Below are 22,855 nucleotides of genomic sequence, written 5' to 3' on the forward strand. Positions count from 1 at the left end.
TGAAGCGCGGAGCCCGGAGGGACTTGGAGCCGAGGGGCCCGCTCGCGCATGCTGCCGCGCAGTCATGGCCCCCTGCTCCGGTCCACCGCGTCCCGCATCCTCGCCCGCCGTTCCCCGGAGTCAGCCATGAGCGGCGCGCTCCTCCAGGCCGTGCGCTCCCTCGTCGGCGGCCTGCCTCGCACGTACTGGGTGCTGTGGACGGGCACGCTCATCAACCGGCTGGGCGGCTTCGTCGTCCCCTTCCTCGCGCTGTACCTCACGCGCCAGCGGGGCTTCACCGTGGAGCAGGCGGGCCTCGTCGCCTCGCTGCACGGCGCGGGCACGGTGCTGGCGGGCCCGCTGGGTGGCACGCTCGCGGACCGGCTGGGCCGGCGCATCACCCTGGCCGGCGGCCTCTGGCTGGGCGCCGGAGGCATGCTCTTCCTCGGCTTCTCCCGCGAGCCCTTCTGGATTGCCGTGGCCGCCTTCACGCTCGGCACCGTGGGCGAGCTGTACCGGCCCGCGGTGTCCGCCGCCATCGCGGACGTGGTGCCCCCGGCGGACCGCACCCGCGCCTTCAGCCTGCTGTACTGGGTCATCAACGTGGGCTTCGCCGCCGCCCTGCCCATCGCCGGGCTGATGACCCGCTACGGCTACCTGCTGCTCTTCATCGCCGACGCCATCACCACCTTCCTCTATGGCTGCGCCATCTGGGTGCTGCTGCCGGAGACACGCCCCACGCGCCCCGAGGGCGAGGCCGCCCCGGCCCGCTCGAGCAGCGCGGTGGGCAGTGTGCTCGCTCCCTTCAAGGACCCGGTGTTCATCGCCTTCGGCGTGCCCGTCTTCGCGGTGGCGCTCATCTTCTTCCAGGGCCACATGGCGCTGCCGCTCGACTTGAGCCAGCGCGGCCTGACGGAGGCACAGTTCGGCATGGTGCTCGCCGTCAACGGCGTCCTCATCGTCCTGCTGCAGCCCTTCATTGGCGGCACGGTGGCCCGGCTGAAGCGCTCCACCGCGCTGGCCCTGGCCGCGGTCCTCACCGGCGTGGGCTTCGGGCTGCACGCGCTGTCCGCCAGCATGGGCCTGGCGATGCTGGCCGTGGTGGTGTGGACCCTGGGCGAGATTGCCCAGGCCCCGGTGGCCCCCACCGTGGTGGCGGACCTGGCGCCCACCGAGCTGCGCGGCACCTACCAGGGCGCGTACAACATGCTGTGGGGCCTGGCCGCCTGCGCCGCGCCCGCGCTCGGTGGGCAGATGCTCGGCCGCTTCGGCGCCACCGCGCTGTGGCTCGTCTGCCTCGCCGTGGGAGTCGTCGCCGCCGTCTGGCACCTGGCCATCGCCGGAGCCCGCCGGCGCCGCCTGGAGAGCCTGCGCGCCCTGCGCCCCGGCATCAGCGCCAGCGCGGACTGACCTCACAAGCCCCAAAAGCAACGGGCGGCCTCCCGAAGGAAGGCCGCCCGCCTGAGCTACACCGACTCCAACAGCCGCCTTACGGCGCGGTGTAGTTGATGTTCAGCGTGTACGTGCCGGCCGTGTAGCCGCGCACCCCGATGTACGCGCTCGTCTGGCCCGCCGGCACGGTGACCTCGCACGTCTCGGCCGCGCCAGAGAGGTACGGGCGGCAAGCGTAGCTCGTGGTCGTGGGCGCCGCGCCGAACTGCACGTACAGGTCCGGGTCACCCGTGCCGGACATCACCACCTTGAAGGTGGAACCGGCCAGGACGGTGTACGCGGGGAAGTTCGTGACGCTGCCCGCGGCCACGCTGCCCGTCTTCGTGTCCGTCTTCGGGGTGCCCGTGCCACCGGTGCCGGGCTTGGTGTAGTTGATGGTCAGGTTGAAGGTACCGGCCGCGTAGCCGCGCACCATGATGTACGCGCTCGTCACGCCCGCGGGCACCGTCACGTTGCAGGACTCGGCGGCGCCGGAGAGGTACGGGCGGCAGGCGTAGCTGGTCGTCGTGGGCGCCGCGCCGAACTGCACGTACAGGTCCGGGTCACCCGTGCCCGTCATCGCCACGGAGAAGCTCGTGCCGGCCACCACGGTGAAGGGGCCGTAGTTCGTGTTCGAGCCCGAGGTCACGCTGCCCGAACGCGTCTCCGTCACCTGCGTGCCCGTCGGGGGCGGCGTGCCACCTGGGGCGCCGTAGAGCGCCTGGATGCCCTGCGTGTCCTTGGTGGTGATGACCAGGTCACCCGTCTGCGAGCCGTTGCACTGGGGGTAGTGCATGACGGACGCGGAGTCGTACGTGGTCAGCGCGCGCCAGTTGTTGTCCTCGAAGCACGTGCCGGACTCGGGGCGCGTGTGCTCGTGGCGGAAGCCGAGCGTGTGGCCCAGCTCGTGGCGGATGATGCCCGTCAGCGTCCACGGCGACGTGTTGCCGAAGGCCGTGTTGTCGATGAGCACGTTGCGGTTGGCGCGCGCGTCGTTCGGGAAGAACGCGCGGGCCAGGTACTGGCCACCCGAGTTCACCGGCCGCACGTCGAACACCACGTTGGTGTTGCTCGCGGTGCAGCTGGCGTCCTGCGCGCTCACGTAGACGAACTTCACGTCGCCCACGGCCTCCCACGCCGCCGCCGCCGCCGCCATGGCGTTCTTGGCCGTCGTGTGGTTCGTGCCGAACGTGGTGCTCACGCAGTAGGTGAGGTTCTTCTTCTGCGTGTCGCTCCACTTCGCGTCCACGCCACCGCTCGTGTGGACGATGAGCTGCCCGTTCTTGACGTTGTTCTCGTAGAACTCACGCAGCAGCTTCTCGGAGGCGAACGTGGTGTCGCCGTCAGCGATGAAGATGCCCGTGTCCGGCTCCTGGTACACCAGCGACAGGAACTGCTCCCACGACATCCCCTGACCGGTGGTCTCGGGGGTGGGGGTGCTGCCGTCGTTACCGCCGCAACCGGCGAGCAGCGCCAGACCCGTGAGGGCTCCTACGAACTTGGACTTGGACATGGACATCCTTGGTTGGATGAGGGGGTGCTCCCCGACCAAGCACTCGCCATGCCAGAAGCCAAACCATTGGCCTCATTCAAGTTTTTGACTTGGTGTTCCAACCACATGGAGCACGCCTGCTCCAACTCCGCCCCCGGAAACGTAAACAGGGCTTACATTGTCGCCCTTGAGGTCCACGATTCTACGTACTTATACGTAGCCACCCGGCTGACCTACAATCGGACAGGCAAAATGCGAAGTTGAAGGAATCAACGCCACCCCGGCAACCGCTCTGTCTGGGAAAGCGGCATTTGGAGGCGGCCCCCACCCGCCTCCGGCGCCTCCTCTACCTCTAAATGGGGAGGAGGGCGACCAACAGGAGGATGACGAAGGCGACGAACACGAACACCGCGGCGGCGAAGTCCAGGTCGCTCTCGTGCAGCAGGCGGTTCAGGTCGAGTCTCATGGCGTGTGTCCCCGGTGTGGAAGTCCCCTTCATGGGGGCTACGGGAGACGCGCCGGAGCGATTGCGCGCGCGGGACGGGGCCACGGGCGCTGCGCCCCCTGGGACGCACGGGCGACGACTCCAGGGGACGGGGGCTCCAAGTACTCCAAGTACTACAGGCCGATGAGGGCCTCGGGCCGGTTGAGGCCGCGCGCGCGGCCGAGCGGCTGGAGGATGTCCGCCGGGGGGGCGTCCGCGGTGAGCAGCAGCGCGCGCACGGCCGTCTCCACCACGTCCTCGGCGCCGGGGCGCACCATGCCGCGGCGCGCGTCCTCCACGCGCTTGCCACGGTACACGTCGAAGCGCTCCTTCACCCGGCGCGCCAGGTCCGTCACCGCCTTGTCGCCCACCTCCACGCGCAGCTCCAGCTCGTTGCGCAGCTGCACCGGGTCCGCGAGCACGCCGTAGCGGTCATAGCCCTTGTGCGCCACGTCCTCGTGCGCCACCGCGTAGTCCTGCGTCTGGGGGGCCACCACGCCCGCGTCCTTCAGCAAGTCGCGCATCACCGCGGTGACGGAGGCCGTCACGGTGAGCCGGTGCAGCTGCACGTCATAGGTGAAGTCCGAGTACATGGGCTCCTCCACCGTGACGGGCTCGCGGAAGACGGTGTCGCGGTTGCGCTGCACCTCGATGCGCTGCGCCTCGGACTTGTCCAGCGCGACTTCCAGGGCCTTCTCCTTCTCCTTCACCGCCTGGGCCTTCTGGACGAGCAGCTGCTCCTCCTGCGCGCACGCCCCGCTGGCGCAGCGCGACGGGTTGCACTCGCCGGGCACCGTCCCGGGCTTGTCCGCCTCGCGCGCCGCCTCGCCGCACTCCTGGAGGGCCTCGCGGCACTCGCGGCGCTCGCGCTCCCGGCAGCGCTCGGCGCCCTCGCGCACGGTGAGCAGCTCCGCCTGCATGCGCAGGTACTCGCGCAGCGCCGAGGCCTGCTTGCGGTCAATCTCCTCCAGCGAGCGCTCGGCCTGCAGCAGCTTTTTCTCGAAGTCGGCGCGGCGCGGGTTGGGCACCGAGCGGTTGCCGGCGAGGTAGCGCTTCGTGCGCTGCGAGTCCTCCGTGGCCTTCAGCGGCAGCACGCGCTCCAGCGACAAGTCCAGCTTCACGCCCTCGCGGCCGTCGGGGGCCTCCGTCACCACGCGCAGCGGCAGCTTCGTGGGCAGCATCGCCGCCAGCCGGCCGGCGCCCAGCCGCTGCACCACGTCCGGCGCCCCGGCCCTGTCCTCCACCGGGGTGGCCACCACGAGGAAGGCCACCTCGTCGCGCAGCTTCTGCCGCACGGCCTCCGCCCGCTCGCGCGCCGCCGTGGCGCCCACGCGCTCCTGGTCCGCGCGCACGTACGCCACCAGCGCGTTGCCCAGCTTGCCCGCCTTCTCCAGCGTGTCCCCGGTGCCGAACCAGCGCTTCGCCCACGCCACCTGCACCCCGTCCACGCCGCGCTTGGCCGCCGCGTGGTCCGGCGCCACCGACAGCACCGCGTCGAACTCGGCGCGCGCCTCCTTCAGCCGCTCCTCCTTCAGCGCCGTCTGCCCCACCACCACGCGCGCATCCAGCGTCTGCCCCAACAGCTCGCGCGCCGGTGCGTTCTCCGCGTTCAGCTCCAGCGCGCGCACCAGCCGCTTCATCGCGCCGTCCAGGTCTCCGCTGGCGTGGACGCCGCGCGCCTCCTCCAGCACCACCTCGCTCCACGCCTGGCGCACCTTCGTCAGCTTCACCTTCACCTCGGACGCCTCCGGGTCCGCGGCGAGCGCGCGCAGGTAGGCGGCTTCAGCCTCCGCCCACTTCTGCTGCTGGCTGGCGGTGTCGCCCTCCTTCACCGCGCGCGAGAAGGCGGAGCAGCCCGTGAGGGCGAGCAGCATGGCCAGGGCCAGCGCCCCCAGCCAGCGATGGGACGGGGCGGGAGCGGAGCGGGGGCTTCGAGCGAGGGGGTGCACGGTCCGCATCTTCGGGGAAAGCCCTCGCAGCGTGAAGGTTTCCACTGCACGCCCGCCCGCCCTCCAGACCAGGAGCGGAGCGGGCTCCAGCGCGCCCTCGGCCCCCTCCCCGGGTCCTCAGGTCCACTTGAACCCCTGCCGGGTAGCTGTTACCTCTACCTACCGGGGAAATTACAGTCGCATTGCCAACATTCAACCGCCCTGTAGACAGCGACTTGGAATGGCGCTCTAACGTGGCCGCAGACGCTCGTGTCCCCGTGGGCCCAGGCATGGAACTCGCTCCTCAGATGGTGTCTTCGCAGCCCCGGCAGGTGGTGCGGACGGTCCTCCGCGAGGCGCTGGAGAGCCAGCTCGGGGGCGAGGTGGTGGTGAAGTCCTCCACCCTCTCCGGGCGCATCTTCGTGGTGGCGAGGAAGGTGGCCTGGGCGGCCATCACCGGCCCCGGCGCCACCAACTTCGCCTCCATGCTGATCCACGAGCGGCGGGTGAGCCGGGAGGACCTCCAACAGGTGATGGACGAGTGCCGCAAGAGCGGCGGCAACTTCTGCGAGACGCTGGTGGCCTGGGACCTGCTCCCCCGCGACAGCGTCCGCGAGCTGCTGCGCCGGCACCTGGCGGACCAGCTGGAGGCCCTGCTGGCCCTGAAGGACGCCCAGGCCCTCTTCGTCACCCAGCCCCGCGCCTACTCCAGCCAGCTGACGTTCAGCATCGAAGAGCTGGCGCTTCCGTTTTCCCCTACCGCACCACTCCTGGAAGAGAACATCGACATGGCGAACGTGAAGCAGTGCCTGGAAGAGTCGCTGAAGATTGACGGAGCCTTCGCCGCCTGCCTGGTGGACGCCAAGAGCGGCATGAGCCTGGGCAGCATCGGCGGCAACGCCACCTTCAACGTCGACGCCGCGGCCGCCGGCAACACCGAGGTGGTGCGCGCCAAGCTGAAGACCATGAATGCCCTCGGCATCAAGGACCGCATCGAGGACATCCTCATCACCCTCGGCGAGCAGTACCACGTCATCCGCCCGCTCTCGACCAAGGAGGGCCTGTTCCTCTACCTGGCCCTGCACCGCGCCAATGCGAACCTGGCCATGGCGCGCTTCAAGCTCGCGGACATCGAAAAGTCGCTGACCCTCTGAGCCGCGGGCCGGGCTCCGGACGCCGGCCGTCCGACGTCGCTCGCTCGCCGCCCCGCTCCTCGTGCTGAGGGCCGCGCCCGTTCTCCAGGGCCGGCCCCGCCGCATGCGCGTGCCTATCTCGCCCGTTACATGACGATGCCCTCTGCTGGCCCCCATGAGGCGTGCCTTGCGCGTCGCGCGGGCCGCTCCGCCGCGTCGGGAATGACGCGACGCACCAGCCGGTAGAGGAATTCAGCATCCACGGGAAGCCACCGCACCCACGAGGGGGGCGAGAGAGTCACCATGTCCTGTCCACAGCCGCGTCCTACCGAGTTCCGCCTTCCGCTGCGGGCCGAGTCCTTCTCCATCGAAGAGCACCGCAACGTGCACTGCCGCTTCTACGGCGGCTGCATCGACGTCGCGGTGAAGAAGGACTGGGACAGCTTCACCTGCGCGAAGTGCCCCATGTTCCGCCAGGACCGCGCGCCTGGCGCGGACGCCTACGCGTTCAACCAACCCGCGGACGCCGGTCGGCCCTAGGCCGCCTGGCCGCCGCGGAGACAGGCCCCGGCCACGCGCCGTCCCCCGGGACGAGGACGCGCGAGGGCCGGGGTTCTTGCGCAGCGGCGGAACGAGAGTCCCCGGAGCCGGTCCCGCCCCTGCCCCCTCCTGCCGGGAAGCGAGCGCCTCATGCCCTATCGTCCCATCGTCGTCCTGGTCGAGGATGATGCCCTCCTGCGCGAGACACTCGCGGAGGCAATCGGGATGGAGGGCTACCGCGTCATCGCGTGTGAGAACGGCTTCGCCGCGCTGAGGGCCTTCTTCACCGAGCCGTGCGTGGACCTGCTGGTGCTGGACTGGGTGCTGCCCGACATCGACGGCCGGGACCTCATCCGCCTGCTGCATGCGCAGCGCACGCTGGCGGAGCTGCCCGTGGTGCTCACCACCGGCATGGACCTGGAGCTGCCGAGCTTCGAGGGGGCGGTGTGCCTGCTGCGCAAGCCCTTCGCCGCCGGGGAGCTGTCGCGCCTGCTCAGCCGCCTCACCCGTCCGGGCCGCTGCGTGGACGTGGCGCCCCCGCCCCCGACCGCTCGCGTGGCCTGACGCCTCCCGGACAGCCAGGGTCCCCGTTCAGCCGCCCACGCCGCGCGCCCGCCATGTGCGGTAACCCACGCGTCCATGGCCTCGTGAGGTAGTGGGCGCCACGGCAACACGACTCCAGCTTGCCAGCCAACCTGCTCGGGCGCGGTACGCCGCCCGAAGGGAGGCGCCATGCTCCGCCAGCTGTTGCTGTCCGACTTCGGGACCGAGGGGCCTGCCGCCGGGAACGGGTGGGCCCTCGTGCATGCGGAGTTCCCCACCGTGGTGGTGGGGCCGCTGCTGGCCGGCCGGGGCGCGCACGTGCTGCGCCTGGACGTGTCCGAGTGGGGCTCGCTGGCCTTCGACCCCTTCGACTGGGACGGGCGCGTCTTCGGCGCGGCGGAGCGCTGCGAGCGGCTGGCGCTGCACCTGGAGGGCGCGCGCGGCGAGGCGCTCGTCATCGCCGCGCTGGAAATCCTCACGCGCTACCAGGGCCTCGTGGGCCGCCGCAACGAGGCCTCCTCGGCCCGCCTCTTCGACCGGGTGCTGGCGCGCCACCGCGCCCTGCATGACCTGGGACTGCCGCGGGTGCGCGCGGACTACCAGCACGCGCTGGATGCCTGGCAGTGGGCGCTGCGGCTGCGCCCGGACGCGGACCTCGCCGTCCAGGCCGCCGCGCTCTTCCACGACGTGGAGCGGCTGCTGACGGAAGCGGACCGGGGCGTCGAGCACCCGGCCCCGGACTCCCAGGCCGGCAAGGACGCGCACGCGGCGCGGGGCGCGGAGCTGACGTGCCAGGTGCTGGAGGAGGTGGGCGCGGACGAGCCCACCTGCCGGCGCGTGAAGGAGCTGGTGGCCCGGCACGAGCACCCCAGCGGGGACGCGGACCTGGCGCTCATCGACGACGCGGATGCGCTGTCCTTCTTCTCCCTCAACGCCTCTGGCTTCATCCGCTACTTCGACCCCGAGCACAGCCGCCGCAAGGTGGCGAACACGCTGGCGCGCCTGCGCCCGGAGCAGCTCCGCCGGCTGGCGCAGATGCGGCTGGCGCCCGGGGTGCGCAACCTCCTGGACGCGCAGCTGTCCGCCATCCATGAGCCCCGCGCCTGCCAGCCGCGGATGGGATAGAGCTGCCCGTCACGCCGTGTTCTCCCGGGTGGGACACGGACGGAGGGAGCAGCCGCCCATGCGGGAGCAGCGGGTCAACTCGTGGCTGGAGCTCCAGGACGCGCTCTTCGCGGACTCCTGGAACGAGGCGCTGGGGCGTCACCGCTCCAGCTTCGTCTACCGGGGCATGCCGCACGTGGAGCATGACCTGTCCACCGCGCTCAACCGCAAGGGCATGTTCGTGAAGCAGGAGCGGGACCTGCTGCGCGCCTTCCGGAAGTACGCGCACGGCGCGGCGCAGCAGCAGATGCGCTCCATCTGGGACTGGCTCGCGCTGGCCCAGCACCATGGGCTGCCCACGCGGCTCTTGGACTGGACGTTCAGCCCCCACGTCGCGCTGCACTTCCTCACCGAGGACACCGACCTGGCCGGCGAGGACGGCGTGGTGTGGTGCGTGGACTACCACGAGACGAACCGCGTGCTGCCCAGGCCGCTCAAGGCCCAGCTCCAGCAGGAGGGCGCGGACGTCTTCACCGGGGAGATGCTGGACGCGGTGGCCGGGGACCTGGCCTCCTTCGACAGGCTGGTGAAGCACCCCTTCGTGCTCTTCTTCGAGCCACCCTCCCTGGACGCGCGCATCGTCAACCAGTTCGCCCTCTTCTCCCTGATGAACGGGCCGGCGCTGTGCCTGGACGACTTCCTCGAGGACCAGAAGAAGGGCGTGCGCAAGCTCATCGTCCCCGCCGCCCTCAAGTGGGAGGTGCGCGACAAGCTGGACCAGGCCAACGTCACCGAGCGCGTGCTCTTCCCGGGCCTGGACGGGCTGAGCCGCTGGCTGCGTCGCTACTACAGCCCGCGGCCCCGCTGAGCCTTGGCGCCGGCTATGCCGGCACGTGGCGCTTGTCGTCGTAGTCGAGCGCGTGCGGGTCGTTCATGGTGGTGTCCCCCGTCAGCCCCGCGGCCTGCTGCCGCTCGGTGAGCTCACGCAGGTCCTTCAGCCGCTTGTTGCCGAAGGCGCCGCCCAGGAGGATGACCAGCACCAGCGCGAAGAAGATGAGGACGCCGAGTAGGGTGGTGCCCAGAATCAACATGCACGGACCTCGTTGAAGGGGGCCGCACGCCGGTGACGGGCAGCCCGCGTTGACTCCACCCCGACAAGGTGTGTCTTCCCACCGCTCGCGGCGCTGCTCCCCCGCATGCCCGCACGAAGGCCGCCCCCCTGCTCCCCCGCCGTGCGGACGTGGCCCGGAAAGCGCCCGGGCGAGCAGGGCCGCGCCGGGCCGCCCGCCCGTGCTACGCGGTGGCGGCCATGGGGGACTCGTGGCGCGGCAGGCACAACCAGAAGCGCGTGCCCTCCTGCGCGGTGGACGTCACCCGCAGCAGGCCGCCATGGGCGCGCACGATTTCGTGGGTGATGTAGAGCCCCAGCCCCAGCCCGTTGCGCTGCGCGCTGCGCATGTCCTGCGCGCGCACGAAGGGGTCGAAGATGTGGGGCAGCCGCTCGCTGGGGATGGGCAGGCCCCAGTTGTGGACCTCCATCCGCACGCCGCCGTCCTCGTCGCGCATCGCCACGCTCACCGGGGTGTCCTCCGGCGAGTACTGCACCGCGTTGCCCACCAGGTTGGAGGCGGCCTGGGCGATGCGGTCCGCGTCCCAGTCGCCCCAGCCATTGCCGGAGAGGCTCAGCTCGAACTGGCGCCTGGGGTGCGCCACCTCCAGCTCCTCCACCACCTGCCGCACCACGTCGTGCAGGTTGAGCCGCGCGCGGTTGAGCGCGTAGCCCCCGCCCAGGCGGGTGCGGGTGAAGTCCAGCAGGTCATTGATCATCCGCGCCATGCGGTCCGCGGAGATGGAGATGCGGTTGACGGCCTTGCGCTGCGGCTCCGCCAGCCCGCCGTAGCGCAGCAGCAGCGCCGCGTTGCCGGAGATGGCCTGCAGGGGGTTGCGCAAGTCGTGCCCGAGGATGCCGAGGAACTGCTCGCGGAACACCGCCGTCTGCCGCGCCGCCTCCTCGCGCTTGAGCCCCTCCTCCACCCGCTTGCGCTCGATGGCGTAGCGCAGCGCGCGCACCAGCAGCGGGCCCGTCACCTGGCCCTTCACCAGGTAGTCCTGGGCGCCCTGGTGGACGGCCTGCACCGCGAGCCGCTCGTCGTCCGTGCCGGTGAGCACCACCAGCGGCACCGACGGCGCCGCCTGCAGCATGCGCGAGATGTTGCCCAGCCCGTGCCCGTCCGGCAGGGACAGGTCCAGCAGCACGGCGTCCACGGCCGACGTCTCCGCCACGCGCACCGCCTCCGCCAGGAGGTACACGTGGACGATTTCGAAGTGCGCCGAGGAGAACTCGCGCAGCTCCTCCTGGAGGAGCCGGGCATCCCCCGGGTTGTCCTCCACCAGCAGCACCCGCAGCGAGCGCTCCTCCATCCCCCTCGCGTTCATGAGACCTCGGGCCTGGGTGGCAGCCGGACGACGGACAGCCAGAAGTCGTCGATGGAGCGCACCACGGAGATGAACTGGTCCAGGTCCACCGGCTTGGAGATGTAGCAGTTCGCGTGAAGGTCGTACGTGCGCAGGATGTCCTCCTCCGCCTTGGAGGTGGTGAGCACCACCACCGGAATCCGGCGCAGCAGGGGGTCGTCCTTGATTTCGGCCAGCACCTCGCGCCCGTCCTTCCGGGGCAGGTTCAGGTCCAGGAGGATGAGGTCCGGCTGGGCCGCGTTGGCATACGCGCCCTCCCGCCGCAGGAACGCCAGCGCCTCCACCCCGTCGCGCGCCACCGACAGGCTGTTGCGCACCTTGCCCTCCTTGAGGGCCTCGATGGTCAGCCGCACGTCCCCGGGGTTGTCCTCCACCAGGAGGATTTCAATCGGTGTGCCGTTCTCTTCGTGACTCATGGTGTCTCGGACCTCTCCGGGGCCGGGGCGGCGGGAAGGGTGAACCAGAAGGTGGTGCCCCGGCCCTGTTCTGACTCCACGCCGATGCGTCCGCCATGCCGCTCGATGATTTTCTTGCAGATGGCCAGGCCGATGCCCGTCCCCGGGTAGTCCTCCTTGCCGTGCAGCCGCTGGAAGATGATGAAGATGCGGTCGAAGTACTGCCGGTCGATGCCGATGCCCCGGTCCTTCACCGTGAAGCGCACCTCCGCGCCCTGGCGCTCGGCGGCCACCTCCACGTGGGGCGGCGCGGCGCCGTGGAACTTGAGCGCGTTGCCGATGAGGTTCTGGAACACCTGGGCCAGCTGCGTCTCGTCCGCCAGCACCGCGGGCAGCGGCCCGCCGCGCACCCTGGCGTGGCTCTCCTGGATGGCGGCCTGGAGGTTGGCGGTGGCCCGCTCCAGCGCCCGGCCCGCGTCGCACGGCTTCGGCTCGCGCCCGCGCGTGCCCACCCGCGACCAGGTCAGCAGGTCCTGGATGAGCCGCTGCATGCGGGTGACGCCGTCCACCGCGTAGTGGATGAACTCGTCCGCGTCCGCGTCCAGCTTCCCCTTGTAGCGGCGGCCCAACAGCTGCGTGTAGCTGGCCACCATGCGCAGCGGCTCCTGCAGGTCGTGCGAGGCCACGTAGGCGAACTGCTGCAGCTCCTCGTTGGAGCGGGCCAGCTCCCGCGCGTGCTGCTTGAGGGCCTCCTCGGCGCGGCGGCGCTCCACGCCCTGGGCGATGGCGTCCGCCACCGCCGCCAGCGCGGCCATCGCGTCCTCGCTCAGCGGCTGGCGGCCATAGACGCCCAGCACGCCCACCAGCTCGCCGCGCACCAGCAGGGGGATGCCCGCCAGGGAGTGGACACCCGCCTCCCGCACCCACCCGGTGTCCAGCACCCGCGAGTCCCGCGTCAGGTCATCCACCCAGAGCTGCTCGCGCGTGCGGGCCACCAGGCTGACCATGCTGGGGCCCTCCACGTCCAGCCGCCGCCACTTCTCCAGCGGCGGGGCCGCCGGGCCGGCGTTCCCCACCACCTCCAGCGTCTTCGTGTCGCGATGGTGCAGCCACAGCCGCACCATCAGCGCGCCCAGGTGCTTCGCCAGGGCCTCCGCGCAGCCCTGGAGGATTTCGGGGACGCTGCCCTCGCGCGCCAGCGCGGCGCTGACCTCCGCGCGCAGCGCCTCCAGCCGGCGGGCGGCCCGCTCCCGGTCCAGCCGGCGGGCGCTCTCCTCCGCGCGGCGCTGCAGGGAGATGTCCGTGTTGGTGCCCACCCACTCGCGCACGCCGCCGTCCTCGTTGAGCACCGGCACGCCGCGCACCCGGGTGGGCGTGTAGCTGCCATCCGGCCGGCGCAGGCGGTAGTCCACCTCGTAGGGCCGCCGCTCCGCCACCGCCGCAATCCAGGCGCGGGCGGCCACCTCCCGGTCCTCCGGGTGGACGGCGTCCAGCCAGCCCTGCCCCGACCACTCCTCGTACGTCTGCCCGGTGAAGGCGCGCCAGGTGGGGCTGTCCTCCACCACGGCGCCATCCGGCCGCGTCACCCACACCGTCTGCGAGGTGGCGTTGACGAGCGAGCGGAAGCGCTCCTCCATCCGCCGCGCCTCCTGGAACAGGCGGGCATTGTCCAGCGCCACGGCCGCCTGCGAGGCCACGCCCTCCACCAGGCGCGCGTGCTCCGGCCGGAAGCGCCCCGGCTCCGGGTGTCCGAAGAACAGCCCGCCGAGGATTTCTCCCGAGCGGCTCTTCACCGACACGGCCAGGTAGCTGCACACCGGCAGGTGTCCGGGGGGCATGCCGTGGTAGGGCGCGCTCTTCCCGTAGTCCGGGTGCTTGCGCACGTCGTCCAGCATCAGGGTGCCCTCGCCCCGGAAGGTGGGGCCGAAGATGGCCGTGGCCCGCGGCATGGGCATGTGGGCGAAGGCCTCGCGCGGCGCGCCGGACAGCGTGTACAGCATGTACGAGCCGCCGTTCGCGTCCACCCGGTTCTCGAAGAAGGCGCCGAAGGCGGCGCCGGTGAGGGCCACCGTCTCGTCGGTGATGCGCTGCACGAGCCGGGTGGAGTCCAGCTCCGACGACAGCGACGCGCCGATGCGCAGCAGCACCTCCGCCAGGCGGCGCTCCTCCTCGCTGCGCTTGAGCGACTCCTGGGCCTCGCGGTACAGGCGCGCGTTGTCCACCGCCAGCGCGGCGCGCGCGGCGAGCTGCCCGGCCAGGGGCAGGTCCTCGGCGGAGAAGCTCCGGCCGGACTCGGCGTTGACCAGCGTGAGCGCGCCCAGGATGCGGCCGCGCGCCTCCAGCGGCAGTATCAGCGCGGAGCGCAGCCCCAGCTCGCGGGCGATGCGCAGGTGCTCGTCGTCCTGGCTCGCGGCCAGCAGCAGCGAGTCCGGGATGTCCGACAGCAGCACGGGCTTGCCGGTGCGGATGACGGACAGCACGCCTGCCGGGTCGTCCGGGCGCGGCGGGTAGCGCATCCGCAGCTCCCTCGCCCAGCGCACCTTCTCCGGGTCCACGTGCGCCACCGCCACCTGCCGGGTGGAGCCATTCTCGAGGGCGACCTCGATGGAGCACCAGTCCGCCAGGCCCGGCACCACCATCCGCGTCAGCGCGGTGAGCGTGGCCTCGTAGTCCAGGGATGAGGAGGACAGCAGCGAGCCGGCCTCGGCCAGCAGGCGCATGGAGTCCGCGGAGCGCTTCTGGTCGTCGATGTCCGTGCAGGTGCCGAACCACCGGCGGACGCGGCCCTGCTCGTCCCGGACGGGGTGCGCGCGACCGAGGAACCAGCGCCACACGCCGTCGTGGCGGCGGCAGCGGTACTCCACCTCGTAGGGCTCGCCGGTGCGCAGCGAGTGCTCCCAGCGCCGGCCCGCCTCCACCAGGTCATCCGGGTGGAAGGCCCGTCGCCACCCCGTCCCCTCGGTCTGCTCGGGCGTCAGCCCCGTGTACTCGTACCAGCGCTGGTTGTAGTACTCGTGGTACCCGTCCGGCCGCGTAATCCAGATGAGCTGGGGGATGCTCTCCGCGATTTGATGGACGACGTCTTCGTGGAGGAAGCCTGCCAGCCTGCCAGGTGGCGGGGACTCCGGCGGAGCATCCGGAGGACTCGGGAGGGGGTGCGTCATGTGAGGCACCCGAAGCTAACAGCCCGCTCGCGCCTCTCCCTTTCGGCCAGAAGCAGCCTTTCCAGCAGCCGACAATCGCCCCGCGGGGCAGCCGCCCTACCGGGCGGACGGGCTGGCGGACCCTCCCGTCCTGTCTGCCTCGTTTCTCCTGTCACCGGGCACCGGCTCCCCCGGTGATGACGCTCAGGTGCTCCCGGCCTCCTCGCGAGCCAGCAGCGCGCGCAGCACGCGCTCGCCGGTGGCCGGTATCTGCCGGACGCTCGCGCCGGTGGCATTCCGGATGGCATTGCAGATGGCGGGCGCCACGCCCACCACGCCGGCCTCGGCGACGCCCTTCGCACCGAAGGGCCCGGGCCCCGCCGCGTGCTCCAGCAGGACGGCGTGGATGGCGGTGGGCACGTCCAGCGCGCCGGGCACCTTGTAGCCCCCCATGGTGGGGTTCACGAGGTGGCCGTCCTTCCACACCAGCTCCTCCGTCAGCGCGTAGCCGAGCCCCTGCACGAAGCCGCCCTGCACCTGCCCCTCCGCGGCGGCGGGGTTGATGACCCGGCCCACGTCGTGGACGCTCCACGCCTCCAGCAGCTCCACCTTGCCCGTCAGCTCGTCCACCTCGACCTCGGCCACCTGCGCGGCGAAGACGAAGAAGCCGTTGCCCATCGACGGCAGCCCCTCGACGGACGTGCGGCGCGTGTCGAGCTGCCACGACGGGAAGAGGTAGCGCGAGGAGGCGATGATGGGCCCGCCCTCGACATAGAGCGACCGCCCGGCGATGGCGCCGAAGGAGACCGACAGCCCCGGCTCGCCCCGGACGCCCACGATGCCGCCGGGCCGCAGCTCGAGCTTCTTCACCGGCCGGTCCAGCATCGCGCTGGCGTGCTCGAAGAGCTGCTCGCGCACCTGCCTGCACGCCTCGGTGATGACGTGGCCCACGGTGAAGGTGGTGCGCGTGCCTCCGGTACACCAGTCGTACGGAGACGTGTCCGTGTCCGGCCGGCTGAAGTTGATCTGCTCCAGCGACAGCCCCAGCGCCCCCGCCGCCACCTGCGCGAGCGCCGTGTCCGAGCCCTGCCCCGTGTCCACCGCGCCCGTGCTCACGTTGACGGTGCCGTCCTCGTTGAGCCGCACGGTGGCGCTGGAGCCCAGCAGCGCGGACACGTGGCCCACCGCCGCCACGCCGATGCCACGGCGCTTGCCGGGTGAAGGGGCCGGCGCGCGCTCCCGCCGCCGGTGCCAGTCCGACACCTCGCGGGCCCGCTCCAGGCAGGCGCGCAGCGTGCCGCTCTCCACCGGCGCGCCGCCCAGCCACTTCTCTCCCGTCTCCAGCGCGTTGCGCAGCCGCAGCTCCAGCGGGTCCATGCCCAGCGCGTCCGCGAGCCGGTCCACCTGCACCTCGCTGGCGAAGTGGACCTGCGGGTTGCCGAAGCCCCGGAACGCTCCGGCGCGGAGCTTGTTGGTGTAGATGGACAGCGTCTCCACCTCGACGTGGGGGATGCGGTACGGCCCGCGCGCGAAGTAGCTGCCGATGGCCGCGACGAAGGGCCCGTCGTCCGCGTAGGCCCCGGTGTCGTACTGGATGCGCACCTGCCGGGCGAGGATGCGCCCGTCCCGCGTCGCCCCCGTGCGCATGTGGATGCGGGCCGCGTGGCGCGAGCGCATCATCTGCATGTCGTCCGTGCGGGAGTACGTCAGCTTCACCGGCGCCCCGGCCGCCTTCGCCAGGGCCACGGTGATGGGCTGGTTGGTGGACTCCACCTTGCCGCCGAACGCGCCGCCCACGCGCGGCACCAGGACGCGGATGCGCGACATGGGCACCGCCAGCGCCTCGGCGGTGATGGCCTGCACCCGGAACGCCGTCTGCGTCGACGTGTGGATGGTGATTCTGCCGGTGTCGGGGTCCACCACCGCCACCGTGGAGCACGGCTCCAGGTAGATGTGCTGCTGCGCGGGCGTCTCGTACACGTCCTCCACGATGGCGTCGCACCGCTCCCACACCCGGTCCGGCTCACCCTCGACGAGCCGGATGCGCGTGGCGAGGTTGGGGTGCTGCCCGGGCTCGCGCGGCGCGTGAATCACCGGGGCGTCCGGACGCAGCGCGGCTTCGACGTCGAGGACGGAGGGGAGGACCTCGTAGCGGATGTCGATGAGCCCGAGCGCCTTGCGCGCCGTCGCCACGTCCACCGCGGCGACCGCGGCCACGGGCTCGCCCGCGTAGCGGACCTTGCCCCGCGCGAGCAGCGGCTGGTCCTTGATGACGGGGCCGATGTCGATGGGCGGCAGGTCCTCGGCCGTGAGCACGGCGCGCACGCCGGGCAGCGCCCGTGCCCGCGAGGTGTCGTACGACAGGATGCGCGCATGCGGGTGCGGGCTGCCCAGCAGGGCGCCATGCAGCATGCCCGGCAGGTCCAGGTCATCGGTGTAGACGGCGCGCCCCGTCACCTTCTCGCGCGCGTCCGGCTTGGGCACGGACTGGCCCAGCACCTCGCCCACGGGCTCCGGGCCCGGCCCCGGCTTCGCCTCCTGGCTCATGGCCGACCTCCCAGCGAGACAATGGCCTGCACGACGCGCACGTAGCCCGAGCACCGGCACACGTTGCTCCCGAGCGCCTGGCGCACCTCGTCCTCCGTGGGCGACGGCGTGTGCTCCAGCAGCGCCTTCGCGGCCAGGACGATGCCGGACATGCAGAAGCCACACTGCACGGCGCCGTGCTGGACGAGGGCGCGCTGGACGGGGTGCAGCTCACCGCCCGCCTCCACGCCCTCGATGGTGGTGATGGCGCGGCCCGCCAGCCTCGCCGGCAGGGACAGGCACGACAGCACGGGCACGCCGTCCACCAGGACGGTGCACGCGCCGCAGCTCCCCTCGTCGCAGCCGCGCCGCGTGCCCGTGGCGCGCAGGTCCTCGCGCAGCACGTCCAGCAGCGTGCGCTCCGGGGCCACGGTGAGCGCGTGGTCCTTCCCGTTGATGTGCAGTGAGACGGAGACCTTGTCAGACATGGGTGCGCTCCCGGGCCTGGGACAGGGCGCGGCCGAGCAGCCGCGGAATCAACATGCGCCGGTACTCCGCCGAGCCCCGCACATCGTCCAGCGGCGCGGCGGCCTGGGCGAGCAGCCGGCCCGCCTCGGCCACGTCCGCCGCTTCGAGCCGGGTGCCCACGAGCCGCTGGTCCGCCGCGTCCACGTGGAGCGGCACCGGCCCGCACGAGCCGACGACGACGCGCGCGTGGCGGCACCTGTCCCCGTCCATGGCGAGGACGAGGGAGATGGACACCGTGGGGTAGTCGGAGGACACGCGGCTGAAGCGGAGGTGGTGGCCCGCCGCGCCGTCCACGCCCCGGGGGATGAAGACACGCGTGAGCAGCTCGCCGCGCGCCAGGGACGTGCGGAAGCTGTCGACGAGGAGCGCCTCCACGGGGAGCGTCCTCCGGCCCGCGGAGCCAGCGACCTCCGCCCGGGCCGAGGACGCGACCAGGGCCACGGGCAGCTCCGTCTGTGGGTCCGCGAGGCAGAGCGAGCCGCCCACCGTCGCCATGTTGCGGATGGCCGGGTGCGCGAGCTGGCTCGCGGCGCTGCGCACCACCTCCATCGCGCCGCGCAGGCGCGCCTCGGCGGCCACGGTGCGGTGCGTGCACATGGCGCCCAGCCAGAGCCCGTCCGCGGCTTCGGTGATGGTGGACAGCTCCGGGATGTGGTGCAGGCTCACCAGCATCCCGGGCGCCACGCGGCCCGCGTTCATCATCGCCACCAGCGAGGCCCCGCCCGCCAGGCAGCGCGCATCCTCGGTGGTGGACAGGAGCGCCAGCCCCTCTTCCACGCTCCCAGGCTCCGCGTATCTCATCGCGTCCCCCTGCTGTTTCCGGCCCGCTGCAAGTGTAACAGAAGCCATGGACAGGCAGCCGGCCGGGCGAGCGCCCCGAGGCTCCTACACTCTGCCCACGGACGGACAGGCGAGGCACGTTTCCCACATGGCGACCCTGGCAGGCGGTCATCAACCTTGCTGGACGGACTTGTGGCCTTGCGTCCGGGGAGTGGCATTCACATGCGGATTCCATCCTTTCGCAGAGCAGTCCCCTCCCGCTGGAGCCCTCGGAGCTGGACGCGCCCGGGCCCGGGGATGCTGGGGCCCCGGACGGCGGCGGTGACCTTCGGGGTGCTGGAGGTCCTGTCCCTGCGAAAGCTGCTGGGCCCGGAACGTTCCCGGGGCCTGGCGTTGGTCGCGCTCGGAGGGGCCGCGATGCGGCTGCTGAAGTCGCGCTTCAGGCAGCAGCCGTGGTGGAAGCTGTCGGCGAAGCGCCCCTGGAGCGGGCGCTCCGGGCTGCTGCGAGAGCCGATGGAGGCCGCGCTGGCCATGGCGGCGCTCGGAGTCATGGCCCTCCCGCTCGTCCTGGTGCACCCGCCCGCCAGGGGCCTGGCCGCCCGGCCGGAAGCGTCGCCCTCGCGCCGGCACGAGGCGGAGGGGCCCCCACGCACGGAAGCGAACGATGGGGACGACGGGGACGACCTCGACCTCAACGGGGCAATCGCATCCTGGTAGCGCGCCTGTTAACACCGGGGCATGACCGCGCCTCGCCCCAACCCGCTGCTGTCGGACCGCGACGTGGACTTCCAGCTCTATGAGGTGCTGGATGCCGCGGAGCTGTGCAAGCTGCCCGCCTTCGCCGAGCACTCGCGCGACACCTTCACTCTCATGCTGGACAGCACCCGTCGCTTCGCGCGCGAGGTGCTGTACCCCACCTACCGGCCCATGGACGCGGAGCCGCCGGTGTTCAAGGACGGCCGCGTCCACGTCCACCCCCTGATGCGCGAGCTGTACCCGCGCATGGTGGACCTGGGGCTGCTCACCGCCACGCGCCCGCCCGAGGTGGGAGGCCAGCAGCTGCCGCTCACCCTTCACGCCATGGCCAGCACATACCTCATGGCGGCCAACCTGAGCGCCTATGCCTATGTGGGCCTGACGCTGGGCGCGGCGCACCTGCTGGAGGTGTTCGGCACATCGGAGCTGAAGGACGCCTTCATGGCGCCCATGTACCGGGGCGAGTGGACGGGCACCATGGCCCTCACCGAGCCGCAGGCGGGCAGCAGCCTCGCGGACGTGAGGACGCGCGCCACGCCCGCGCCGGACGGCACCTGGCGCATCCAGGGCTCGAAAATCTTCATCAGCGGCGGGGACCAGGACTTCACGGACAACGTCATCCACCTGACCCTGGCGCGGATGGAGGGCGCGGAGGGCGGGACGAAGGGCATCTCCCTCTTCGCGGTGCCGTCGCGGCGGCCCGAGGGCGGGAAGCTGGTGGACAACGACGTCCGCGTGGCCGGCGTCATCCACAAGATTGGGTGGAAGGGCATCCCCAGCCTCGCGCTCAACTACGGCGAGGAGGGTGACTGCCGCGGGTGGCTGGTGGGACAGCCCGGCAAGGGGCTGGCGTGCATGTTCCAGATGATGAACGAGGCGCGCATCATGGTGGGCATGAACGGGGTGGCCACCGCGTCGGTGGCGTACCACGAGGCGGTGGCCTACGCGCGCGAGCGCCCGCAGGGCCGGCCCGCCGGAGTTCGCGACGCGTCACGCCCGCAGTCCCCCATCATCGAGCACGCGGACGTGCGGCGCATGCTGCTGCGGCAGAAGGCGATTGTGGAGGGCGGCCTGTCGCTGCTGCTGGCGGCCTCGTACCAGGCGGACCTGGCGTCGCACGGGGCGGACGAGGACACGCGCAGGCGCGCGGGCCTGCTGGTGGACCTGCTGACGCCGGTGGCGAAGACGTTCCCCGCCGAGCGCGGCTTCGAGGCCAACGCGCTCGCGGTGCAGGTGCACGGCGGCTACGGCTACTCCAGCGAGTACGCGCCGGAGGCGTGGCTGAGGGACCAGAAGCTGAACAGCATCCACGAGGGCACCACGGGCATCCAGGGGCTGGATTTGCTGGGCCGCAAGGTGGTGGCCGGAGGCGGCGCGGCGCTGCAGGCCTTCGCGGAGGAGGTGGGCGCGACGGTGAAGCGGGCGCGCGCGGCGGGCGTGGAGGCCGCGTGGTGCGACGCGCTGGAGGGGGCGCTGGGCGAGGTGGCGGAGGTGGTGGGCGAGCTGGGTGCGCGCGGCATGGCCGGCGAGGTGGAGCTGATGCTGCGCCACAGCGCGGACTTCCTGGACCTGTTCAGCGTGCTGGCGGTGGCGTGGCGCTGGCTGGCCCAGGCGGCGGCGGCGAAGGAAGGCCTGGCGCGGGGCGGCGGCAGCGCGGACTTCTACGAGGGCAAGCTGGCGGCGGCGCAGTACTGGACGGCGGTGGAGCTGCCGCGCGTGCCCCTGCTGGCGAAGCTCTGCCGGACGGCCGAGGACTCGTACGCACGCATGCGCCCCGAGTGGTTCTGACGGGGGCGAGCACCTGGGCGGACGGGCCCTCGCGGCCCCTTCCGTGGCCGGGTGCACGGGGGGGCGAGCCCTGCTCCCGATTCTGCTGCAAGGATTGTTGGTGCCCGTAAGATGTGAACCGTGACTGTATCCTTTCACCTGTGTCAGCCCGGTGGAGGCGCCTCGTGTGGCGCCTGCTGTGGGCTGTACAACTTCCGGGACCACTCGCGTGTGGCGCTGGCGGAGACGCTGGCGATGCAGACGGAGCGGCTGCGGCGGACGCCATGGGAGCCGGCGGCGTGGCACGAGGCGGCGCGGGAGCTCGTCGCGGCGCGGCGCGCGGAGCCGATGTTCGCCGCGGTGCGGGTGTGCCCGCTGCTGGGCTTCCTGGACAAGGAGCGCAAGCAGGTGGGCTGCCTGGGGCACCCGCTGGTGACGGGCGGGACGGACCTGCGGGACTGCGGCGTGTACCGCGCGGCCATCTGCGAGACGTTCACCTGTCCGTCCTTCGGCTGGCTCTCGGACGCGCAGGCGAGGCTGGTGCAGGCGGCCTGCGCGGACTGGTACCTGTACGGGCTGGTCATCACGGACGTGGAGTTCGTGCGCGGCTGCCTGCGGCTCATCGAGTGGGAGCTGGGCGGGCCCGCGAAGCCGGAGGTGCTGGTGGAGCGGCCGGAGGTGCTCGCGGCGGTGCGCCGGCTGTTCGCGCTGAAGGAGACGGCGCCCGGGCGGGACGCGAAGGCGGCCGTCTTCGGGCGCTTCAGCCGGGACACCGAAGGTGAGCCGGTGCCGCGCACGGTGGACTACGTCCAGCTCGGCATGCGCGCGGCGCCGGAGGACGACGTGGTGCTGTGCCTGGGCTACACGCCCCGCGAGGCCACGGAGCTGATGGCCGCCCGGGAGCTGGTGCGCTCGCACGTGAAGGCCGTGGCCCGCCTGCTCGCGGGGTGAGGCGGGGCGGCCTCGTCCGCCACCCCACATTCCGGGTGCGCAGTGTCCACCTGCCATCGTGTGACGGCTGACGCCGCTCCCACCCTGCCGGGCAAGCACGCAGCTTGCAGCGACAGGTCGCGGAACGACACGGGTGGGAACGCGAGGTGGACGGATGGGAAGTCGATGGGCGTGGGTGGGAATGGTGGGTCTCTGCGCGTTGACGTCGGGATGCCGTGAGCGTGGAACGGCCGAGGCTCCGGCCGCGCAGCGTGTGGAGGCCGCCGCGAATCCGGGCACCGCCGAGCCGGGCGTCGCCCCGGCCGCTCCGGGTCCGCGGGCAGCAACGGGCACGGTGGCCGCGGCGGAACAGGGTGCTCCGGCAGCACGGCCCGCGACGGCAACCCCGGCGGCACCGTCCACGGGGACGCCGGTGAGGGCTCCGGAACAGGGAGGCACGGCGACCGCCGCGCCGGCGGGTACGGCCACCGCGGCGCAGGCTCCCACGCGAGGGAGCCGGGTGATGATTGGCTACGAGGCGGTGCAGGCGCGTGACGACGAGGCCTGGCACCTGGGCGCGGCGCGTGCGGCGCAGGAAGCCGTGCCTGGCAACGGGGCCGCGACGGGCTCACTCGAGGAGGTGGTCATCGCCTCCAGCTCGGTGAGCGGCCGTGTCACCCGGGTGGGGAGGAACGCCATCACCGTGCGGGACAGGGAAGGCGGCGTCTACGAGCTGGAGCTGGACCGCCGCAGCCGGGGCCTGCGCCAGGGCCGCAAGGTGTCGCTGCGGGGCCTGGAGGAGGGCACGCCGGTCCGCGCGCGGTTCGTCCTCATGGGCGGGCGCACCGTCGCGCGCGACGTGCAGATTCGCCAGTAGGCCACGCCTCGGCGTCCTGCGGTATGACGCCTGCCCGCCCGCCC

Annotated in this window: 19 protein-coding genes; 10 read left to right on the plus strand and 9 right to left on the minus strand. The window is 72.1% G+C overall.

Annotated elements, in window-relative coordinates:
* Positions 1 to 126 precede the first annotated feature (126 nt).
* The gene (locus tag LXT23_RS01585; RefSeq protein WP_253978259.1) at positions 127 to 1,389 is read left to right on the plus strand and encodes an MDR family MFS transporter; all 1,263 of its coding nucleotides are present in this window, start codon (positions 127 to 129) and stop codon (positions 1,387 to 1,389) included.
* A 79-nt stretch (positions 1,390 to 1,468) separates the two neighbouring features.
* Here LXT23_RS01585 and LXT23_RS01590 read toward each other — a convergent pair whose 3' ends face one another.
* Together LXT23_RS01590 and traC are read right to left on the minus strand one after the other, a co-directional pair.
* Positions 1,469 to 2,923 carry a M57 family metalloprotease gene (locus LXT23_RS01590; RefSeq protein WP_253978260.1) on the minus strand — a complete coding sequence of 485 codons (1,455 nt, stop codon included), beginning with the start codon at positions 2,921 to 2,923 and terminating at the stop codon, positions 1,469 to 1,471.
* A 597-nt stretch (positions 2,924 to 3,520) separates the two neighbouring features.
* Positions 3,521 to 5,344, minus strand: a complete 1,824-nt coding sequence (gene traC, locus LXT23_RS01595) for an outer membrane exchange accessory lipoprotein TraC (RefSeq protein WP_253978261.1) — start codon at positions 5,342 to 5,344, stop codon at positions 3,521 to 3,523.
* Between the two features lie 260 nt (positions 5,345 to 5,604).
* Between traC and LXT23_RS01600 the strand changes: the two genes are divergently transcribed.
* The 5 genes from LXT23_RS01600 (at position 5,605) to LXT23_RS01620 (ending at position 9,502) form a co-directional block, all read left to right on the plus strand.
* Positions 5,605 to 6,468, plus strand: coding sequence for a hypothetical protein (locus LXT23_RS01600; RefSeq protein WP_253978262.1), 864 nt, complete (start codon positions 5,605 to 5,607; stop codon positions 6,466 to 6,468).
* Between the two features lie 282 nt (positions 6,469 to 6,750).
* Complete coding sequence (locus tag LXT23_RS01605) at positions 6,751 to 6,987, plus strand: hypothetical protein (protein WP_253978263.1); 237 nt, start codon at positions 6,751 to 6,753, stop codon at positions 6,985 to 6,987.
* 150 nt (positions 6,988 to 7,137) lie between these two features.
* Positions 7,138 to 7,551 (plus strand): response regulator, encoded by a 414-nt coding sequence (locus LXT23_RS01610; protein WP_253978264.1) that lies wholly within the window; start codon positions 7,138 to 7,140, stop codon positions 7,549 to 7,551.
* A 168-nt stretch (positions 7,552 to 7,719) separates the two neighbouring features.
* Complete coding sequence (locus tag LXT23_RS01615) at positions 7,720 to 8,655, plus strand: DUF4202 family protein (RefSeq protein ID WP_253978265.1); 936 nt, start codon at positions 7,720 to 7,722, stop codon at positions 8,653 to 8,655.
* Between the two features lie 58 nt (positions 8,656 to 8,713).
* Positions 8,714 to 9,502 (plus strand): FRG domain-containing protein, encoded by a 789-nt coding sequence (locus LXT23_RS01620; protein ID WP_253978266.1) that lies wholly within the window; start codon positions 8,714 to 8,716, stop codon positions 9,500 to 9,502.
* A gap of 13 nt (positions 9,503 to 9,515) precedes the next feature.
* Here the strand turns inward: LXT23_RS01620 and LXT23_RS01625 are convergent, their stop codons facing one another.
* From LXT23_RS01625 to LXT23_RS01655, 7 genes are all read right to left on the minus strand, one after another.
* Entirely contained in the window at positions 9,516 to 9,725 is a 210-nt protein-coding gene (locus LXT23_RS01625) for a hypothetical protein (protein WP_253978267.1), read from the minus strand.
* A 202-nt stretch (positions 9,726 to 9,927) separates the two neighbouring features.
* Positions 9,928 to 11,055: an ATP-binding response regulator gene (locus LXT23_RS01630; protein WP_407692873.1), complete on the minus strand. Its 1,128-nt coding sequence runs from the start codon at positions 11,053 to 11,055 to the stop codon at positions 9,928 to 9,930.
* Positions 11,056 to 11,066: 11 nt separating this feature from the next.
* Positions 11,067 to 11,525: a response regulator gene (locus LXT23_RS01635; protein WP_253978269.1), complete on the minus strand. Its 459-nt coding sequence runs from the start codon at positions 11,523 to 11,525 to the stop codon at positions 11,067 to 11,069.
* Positions 11,522 to 14,668 (minus strand): GAF domain-containing protein, encoded by a 3,147-nt coding sequence (locus LXT23_RS01640; RefSeq protein WP_253978270.1) that lies wholly within the window; start codon positions 14,666 to 14,668, stop codon positions 11,522 to 11,524. The genes LXT23_RS01635 and LXT23_RS01640 overlap by 4 nt, the downstream gene beginning before the upstream one ends.
* A 183-nt stretch (positions 14,669 to 14,851) precedes the next feature.
* Positions 14,852 to 17,194, minus strand: coding sequence for a xanthine dehydrogenase family protein molybdopterin-binding subunit (locus LXT23_RS01645; RefSeq protein WP_253978271.1), 2,343 nt, complete (start codon positions 17,192 to 17,194; stop codon positions 14,852 to 14,854).
* Entirely contained in the window at positions 17,191 to 17,661 is a 471-nt protein-coding gene (locus tag LXT23_RS01650) for a (2Fe-2S)-binding protein (protein ID WP_253978272.1), read from the minus strand. The genes LXT23_RS01645 and LXT23_RS01650 overlap by 4 nt, the downstream gene beginning before the upstream one ends.
* Positions 17,654 to 18,502 carry an FAD binding domain-containing protein gene (locus tag LXT23_RS01655; RefSeq protein ID WP_253978273.1) on the minus strand — a complete coding sequence of 283 codons (849 nt, stop codon included), beginning with the start codon at positions 18,500 to 18,502 and terminating at the stop codon, positions 17,654 to 17,656. Before LXT23_RS01655 ends, LXT23_RS01650 begins: the two co-directional genes overlap by 8 nt.
* Before the next feature lie 201 nt (positions 18,503 to 18,703).
* Between LXT23_RS01655 and LXT23_RS01660 the strand changes: the two genes are divergently transcribed.
* From LXT23_RS01660 to LXT23_RS01675, 4 genes are all read left to right on the plus strand, one after another.
* On the plus strand, positions 18,704 to 19,198 hold the full coding sequence (locus LXT23_RS01660) for a hypothetical protein (protein WP_253978274.1): 495 nt from the start codon (positions 18,704 to 18,706) through the stop codon (positions 19,196 to 19,198).
* A gap of 21 nt (positions 19,199 to 19,219) precedes the next feature.
* Positions 19,220 to 21,025, plus strand: coding sequence for an acyl-CoA dehydrogenase (locus tag LXT23_RS01665; protein WP_253978275.1), 1,806 nt, complete (start codon positions 19,220 to 19,222; stop codon positions 21,023 to 21,025).
* Between the two features lie 120 nt (positions 21,026 to 21,145).
* The gene (locus LXT23_RS01670; RefSeq protein ID WP_253978276.1) at positions 21,146 to 21,955 is read left to right on the plus strand and encodes a hypothetical protein; all 810 of its coding nucleotides are present in this window, start codon (positions 21,146 to 21,148) and stop codon (positions 21,953 to 21,955) included.
* A 502-nt stretch (positions 21,956 to 22,457) separates the two neighbouring features.
* Positions 22,458 to 22,811, plus strand: coding sequence for a hypothetical protein (locus LXT23_RS01675; protein ID WP_253978277.1), 354 nt, complete (start codon positions 22,458 to 22,460; stop codon positions 22,809 to 22,811).
* Positions 22,812 to 22,855 lie beyond the last annotated feature (44 nt).

Source organism: Pyxidicoccus xibeiensis (genome assembly GCF_024198175.1).
In the GTDB taxonomy this organism is placed as follows: Bacteria; Myxococcota; Myxococcia; order Myxococcales; family Myxococcaceae; genus Myxococcus; species Myxococcus xibeiensis.

What these genes read in the sequence shown, in the direction of transcription:
- traC (WP_253978261.1), bottom strand. Translation starts at nt 5,344, where the DNA reads ATGCGGACCGTGCACCCCCTCGCTCGAAGCCCCCGCTCCGCTCCCGCC.
- LXT23_RS01615 (WP_253978265.1), top strand. Translation starts at nt 7,720, where the DNA reads ATGCTCCGCCAGCTGTTGCTGTCCGACTTCGGGACCGAGGGGCCTGCC.
- LXT23_RS01630 (WP_407692873.1), bottom strand. Translation starts at nt 11,055, where the DNA reads ATGGAGGAGCGCTCGCTGCGGGTGCTGCTGGTGGAGGACAACCCGGGG.
- LXT23_RS01585 (WP_253978259.1), top strand. Translation starts at nt 127, where the DNA reads ATGAGCGGCGCGCTCCTCCAGGCCGTGCGCTCCCTCGTCGGCGGCCTG.
- LXT23_RS01655 (WP_253978273.1), bottom strand. Translation starts at nt 18,502, where the DNA reads ATGAGATACGCGGAGCCTGGGAGCGTGGAAGAGGGGCTGGCGCTCCTG.
- LXT23_RS01650 (WP_253978272.1), bottom strand. Translation starts at nt 17,661, where the DNA reads ATGTCTGACAAGGTCTCCGTCTCACTGCACATCAACGGGAAGGACCAC.
- LXT23_RS01640 (WP_253978270.1), bottom strand. Translation starts at nt 14,668, where the DNA reads ATGACGCACCCCCTCCCGAGTCCTCCGGATGCTCCGCCGGAGTCCCCG.
- LXT23_RS01635 (WP_253978269.1), bottom strand. Translation starts at nt 11,525, where the DNA reads ATGAGTCACGAAGAGAACGGCACACCGATTGAAATCCTCCTGGTGGAG.
- LXT23_RS01590 (WP_253978260.1), bottom strand. Translation starts at nt 2,923, where the DNA reads ATGTCCAAGTCCAAGTTCGTAGGAGCCCTCACGGGTCTGGCGCTGCTC.
- LXT23_RS01605 (WP_253978263.1), top strand. Translation starts at nt 6,751, where the DNA reads ATGTCCTGTCCACAGCCGCGTCCTACCGAGTTCCGCCTTCCGCTGCGG.
- LXT23_RS01675 (WP_253978277.1), top strand. Translation starts at nt 22,458, where the DNA reads ATGATTGGCTACGAGGCGGTGCAGGCGCGTGACGACGAGGCCTGGCAC.
- LXT23_RS01645 (WP_253978271.1), bottom strand. Translation starts at nt 17,194, where the DNA reads ATGAGCCAGGAGGCGAAGCCGGGGCCGGGCCCGGAGCCCGTGGGCGAG.
- LXT23_RS01610 (WP_253978264.1), top strand. Translation starts at nt 7,138, where the DNA reads ATGCCCTATCGTCCCATCGTCGTCCTGGTCGAGGATGATGCCCTCCTG.
- LXT23_RS01620 (WP_253978266.1), top strand. Translation starts at nt 8,714, where the DNA reads ATGCGGGAGCAGCGGGTCAACTCGTGGCTGGAGCTCCAGGACGCGCTC.
- LXT23_RS01600 (WP_253978262.1), top strand. Translation starts at nt 5,605, where the DNA reads ATGGAACTCGCTCCTCAGATGGTGTCTTCGCAGCCCCGGCAGGTGGTG.
- LXT23_RS01625 (WP_253978267.1), bottom strand. Translation starts at nt 9,725, where the DNA reads ATGTTGATTCTGGGCACCACCCTACTCGGCGTCCTCATCTTCTTCGCG.
- LXT23_RS01660 (WP_253978274.1), top strand. Translation starts at nt 18,704, where the DNA reads ATGCGGATTCCATCCTTTCGCAGAGCAGTCCCCTCCCGCTGGAGCCCT.
- LXT23_RS01665 (WP_253978275.1), top strand. Translation starts at nt 19,220, where the DNA reads ATGACCGCGCCTCGCCCCAACCCGCTGCTGTCGGACCGCGACGTGGAC.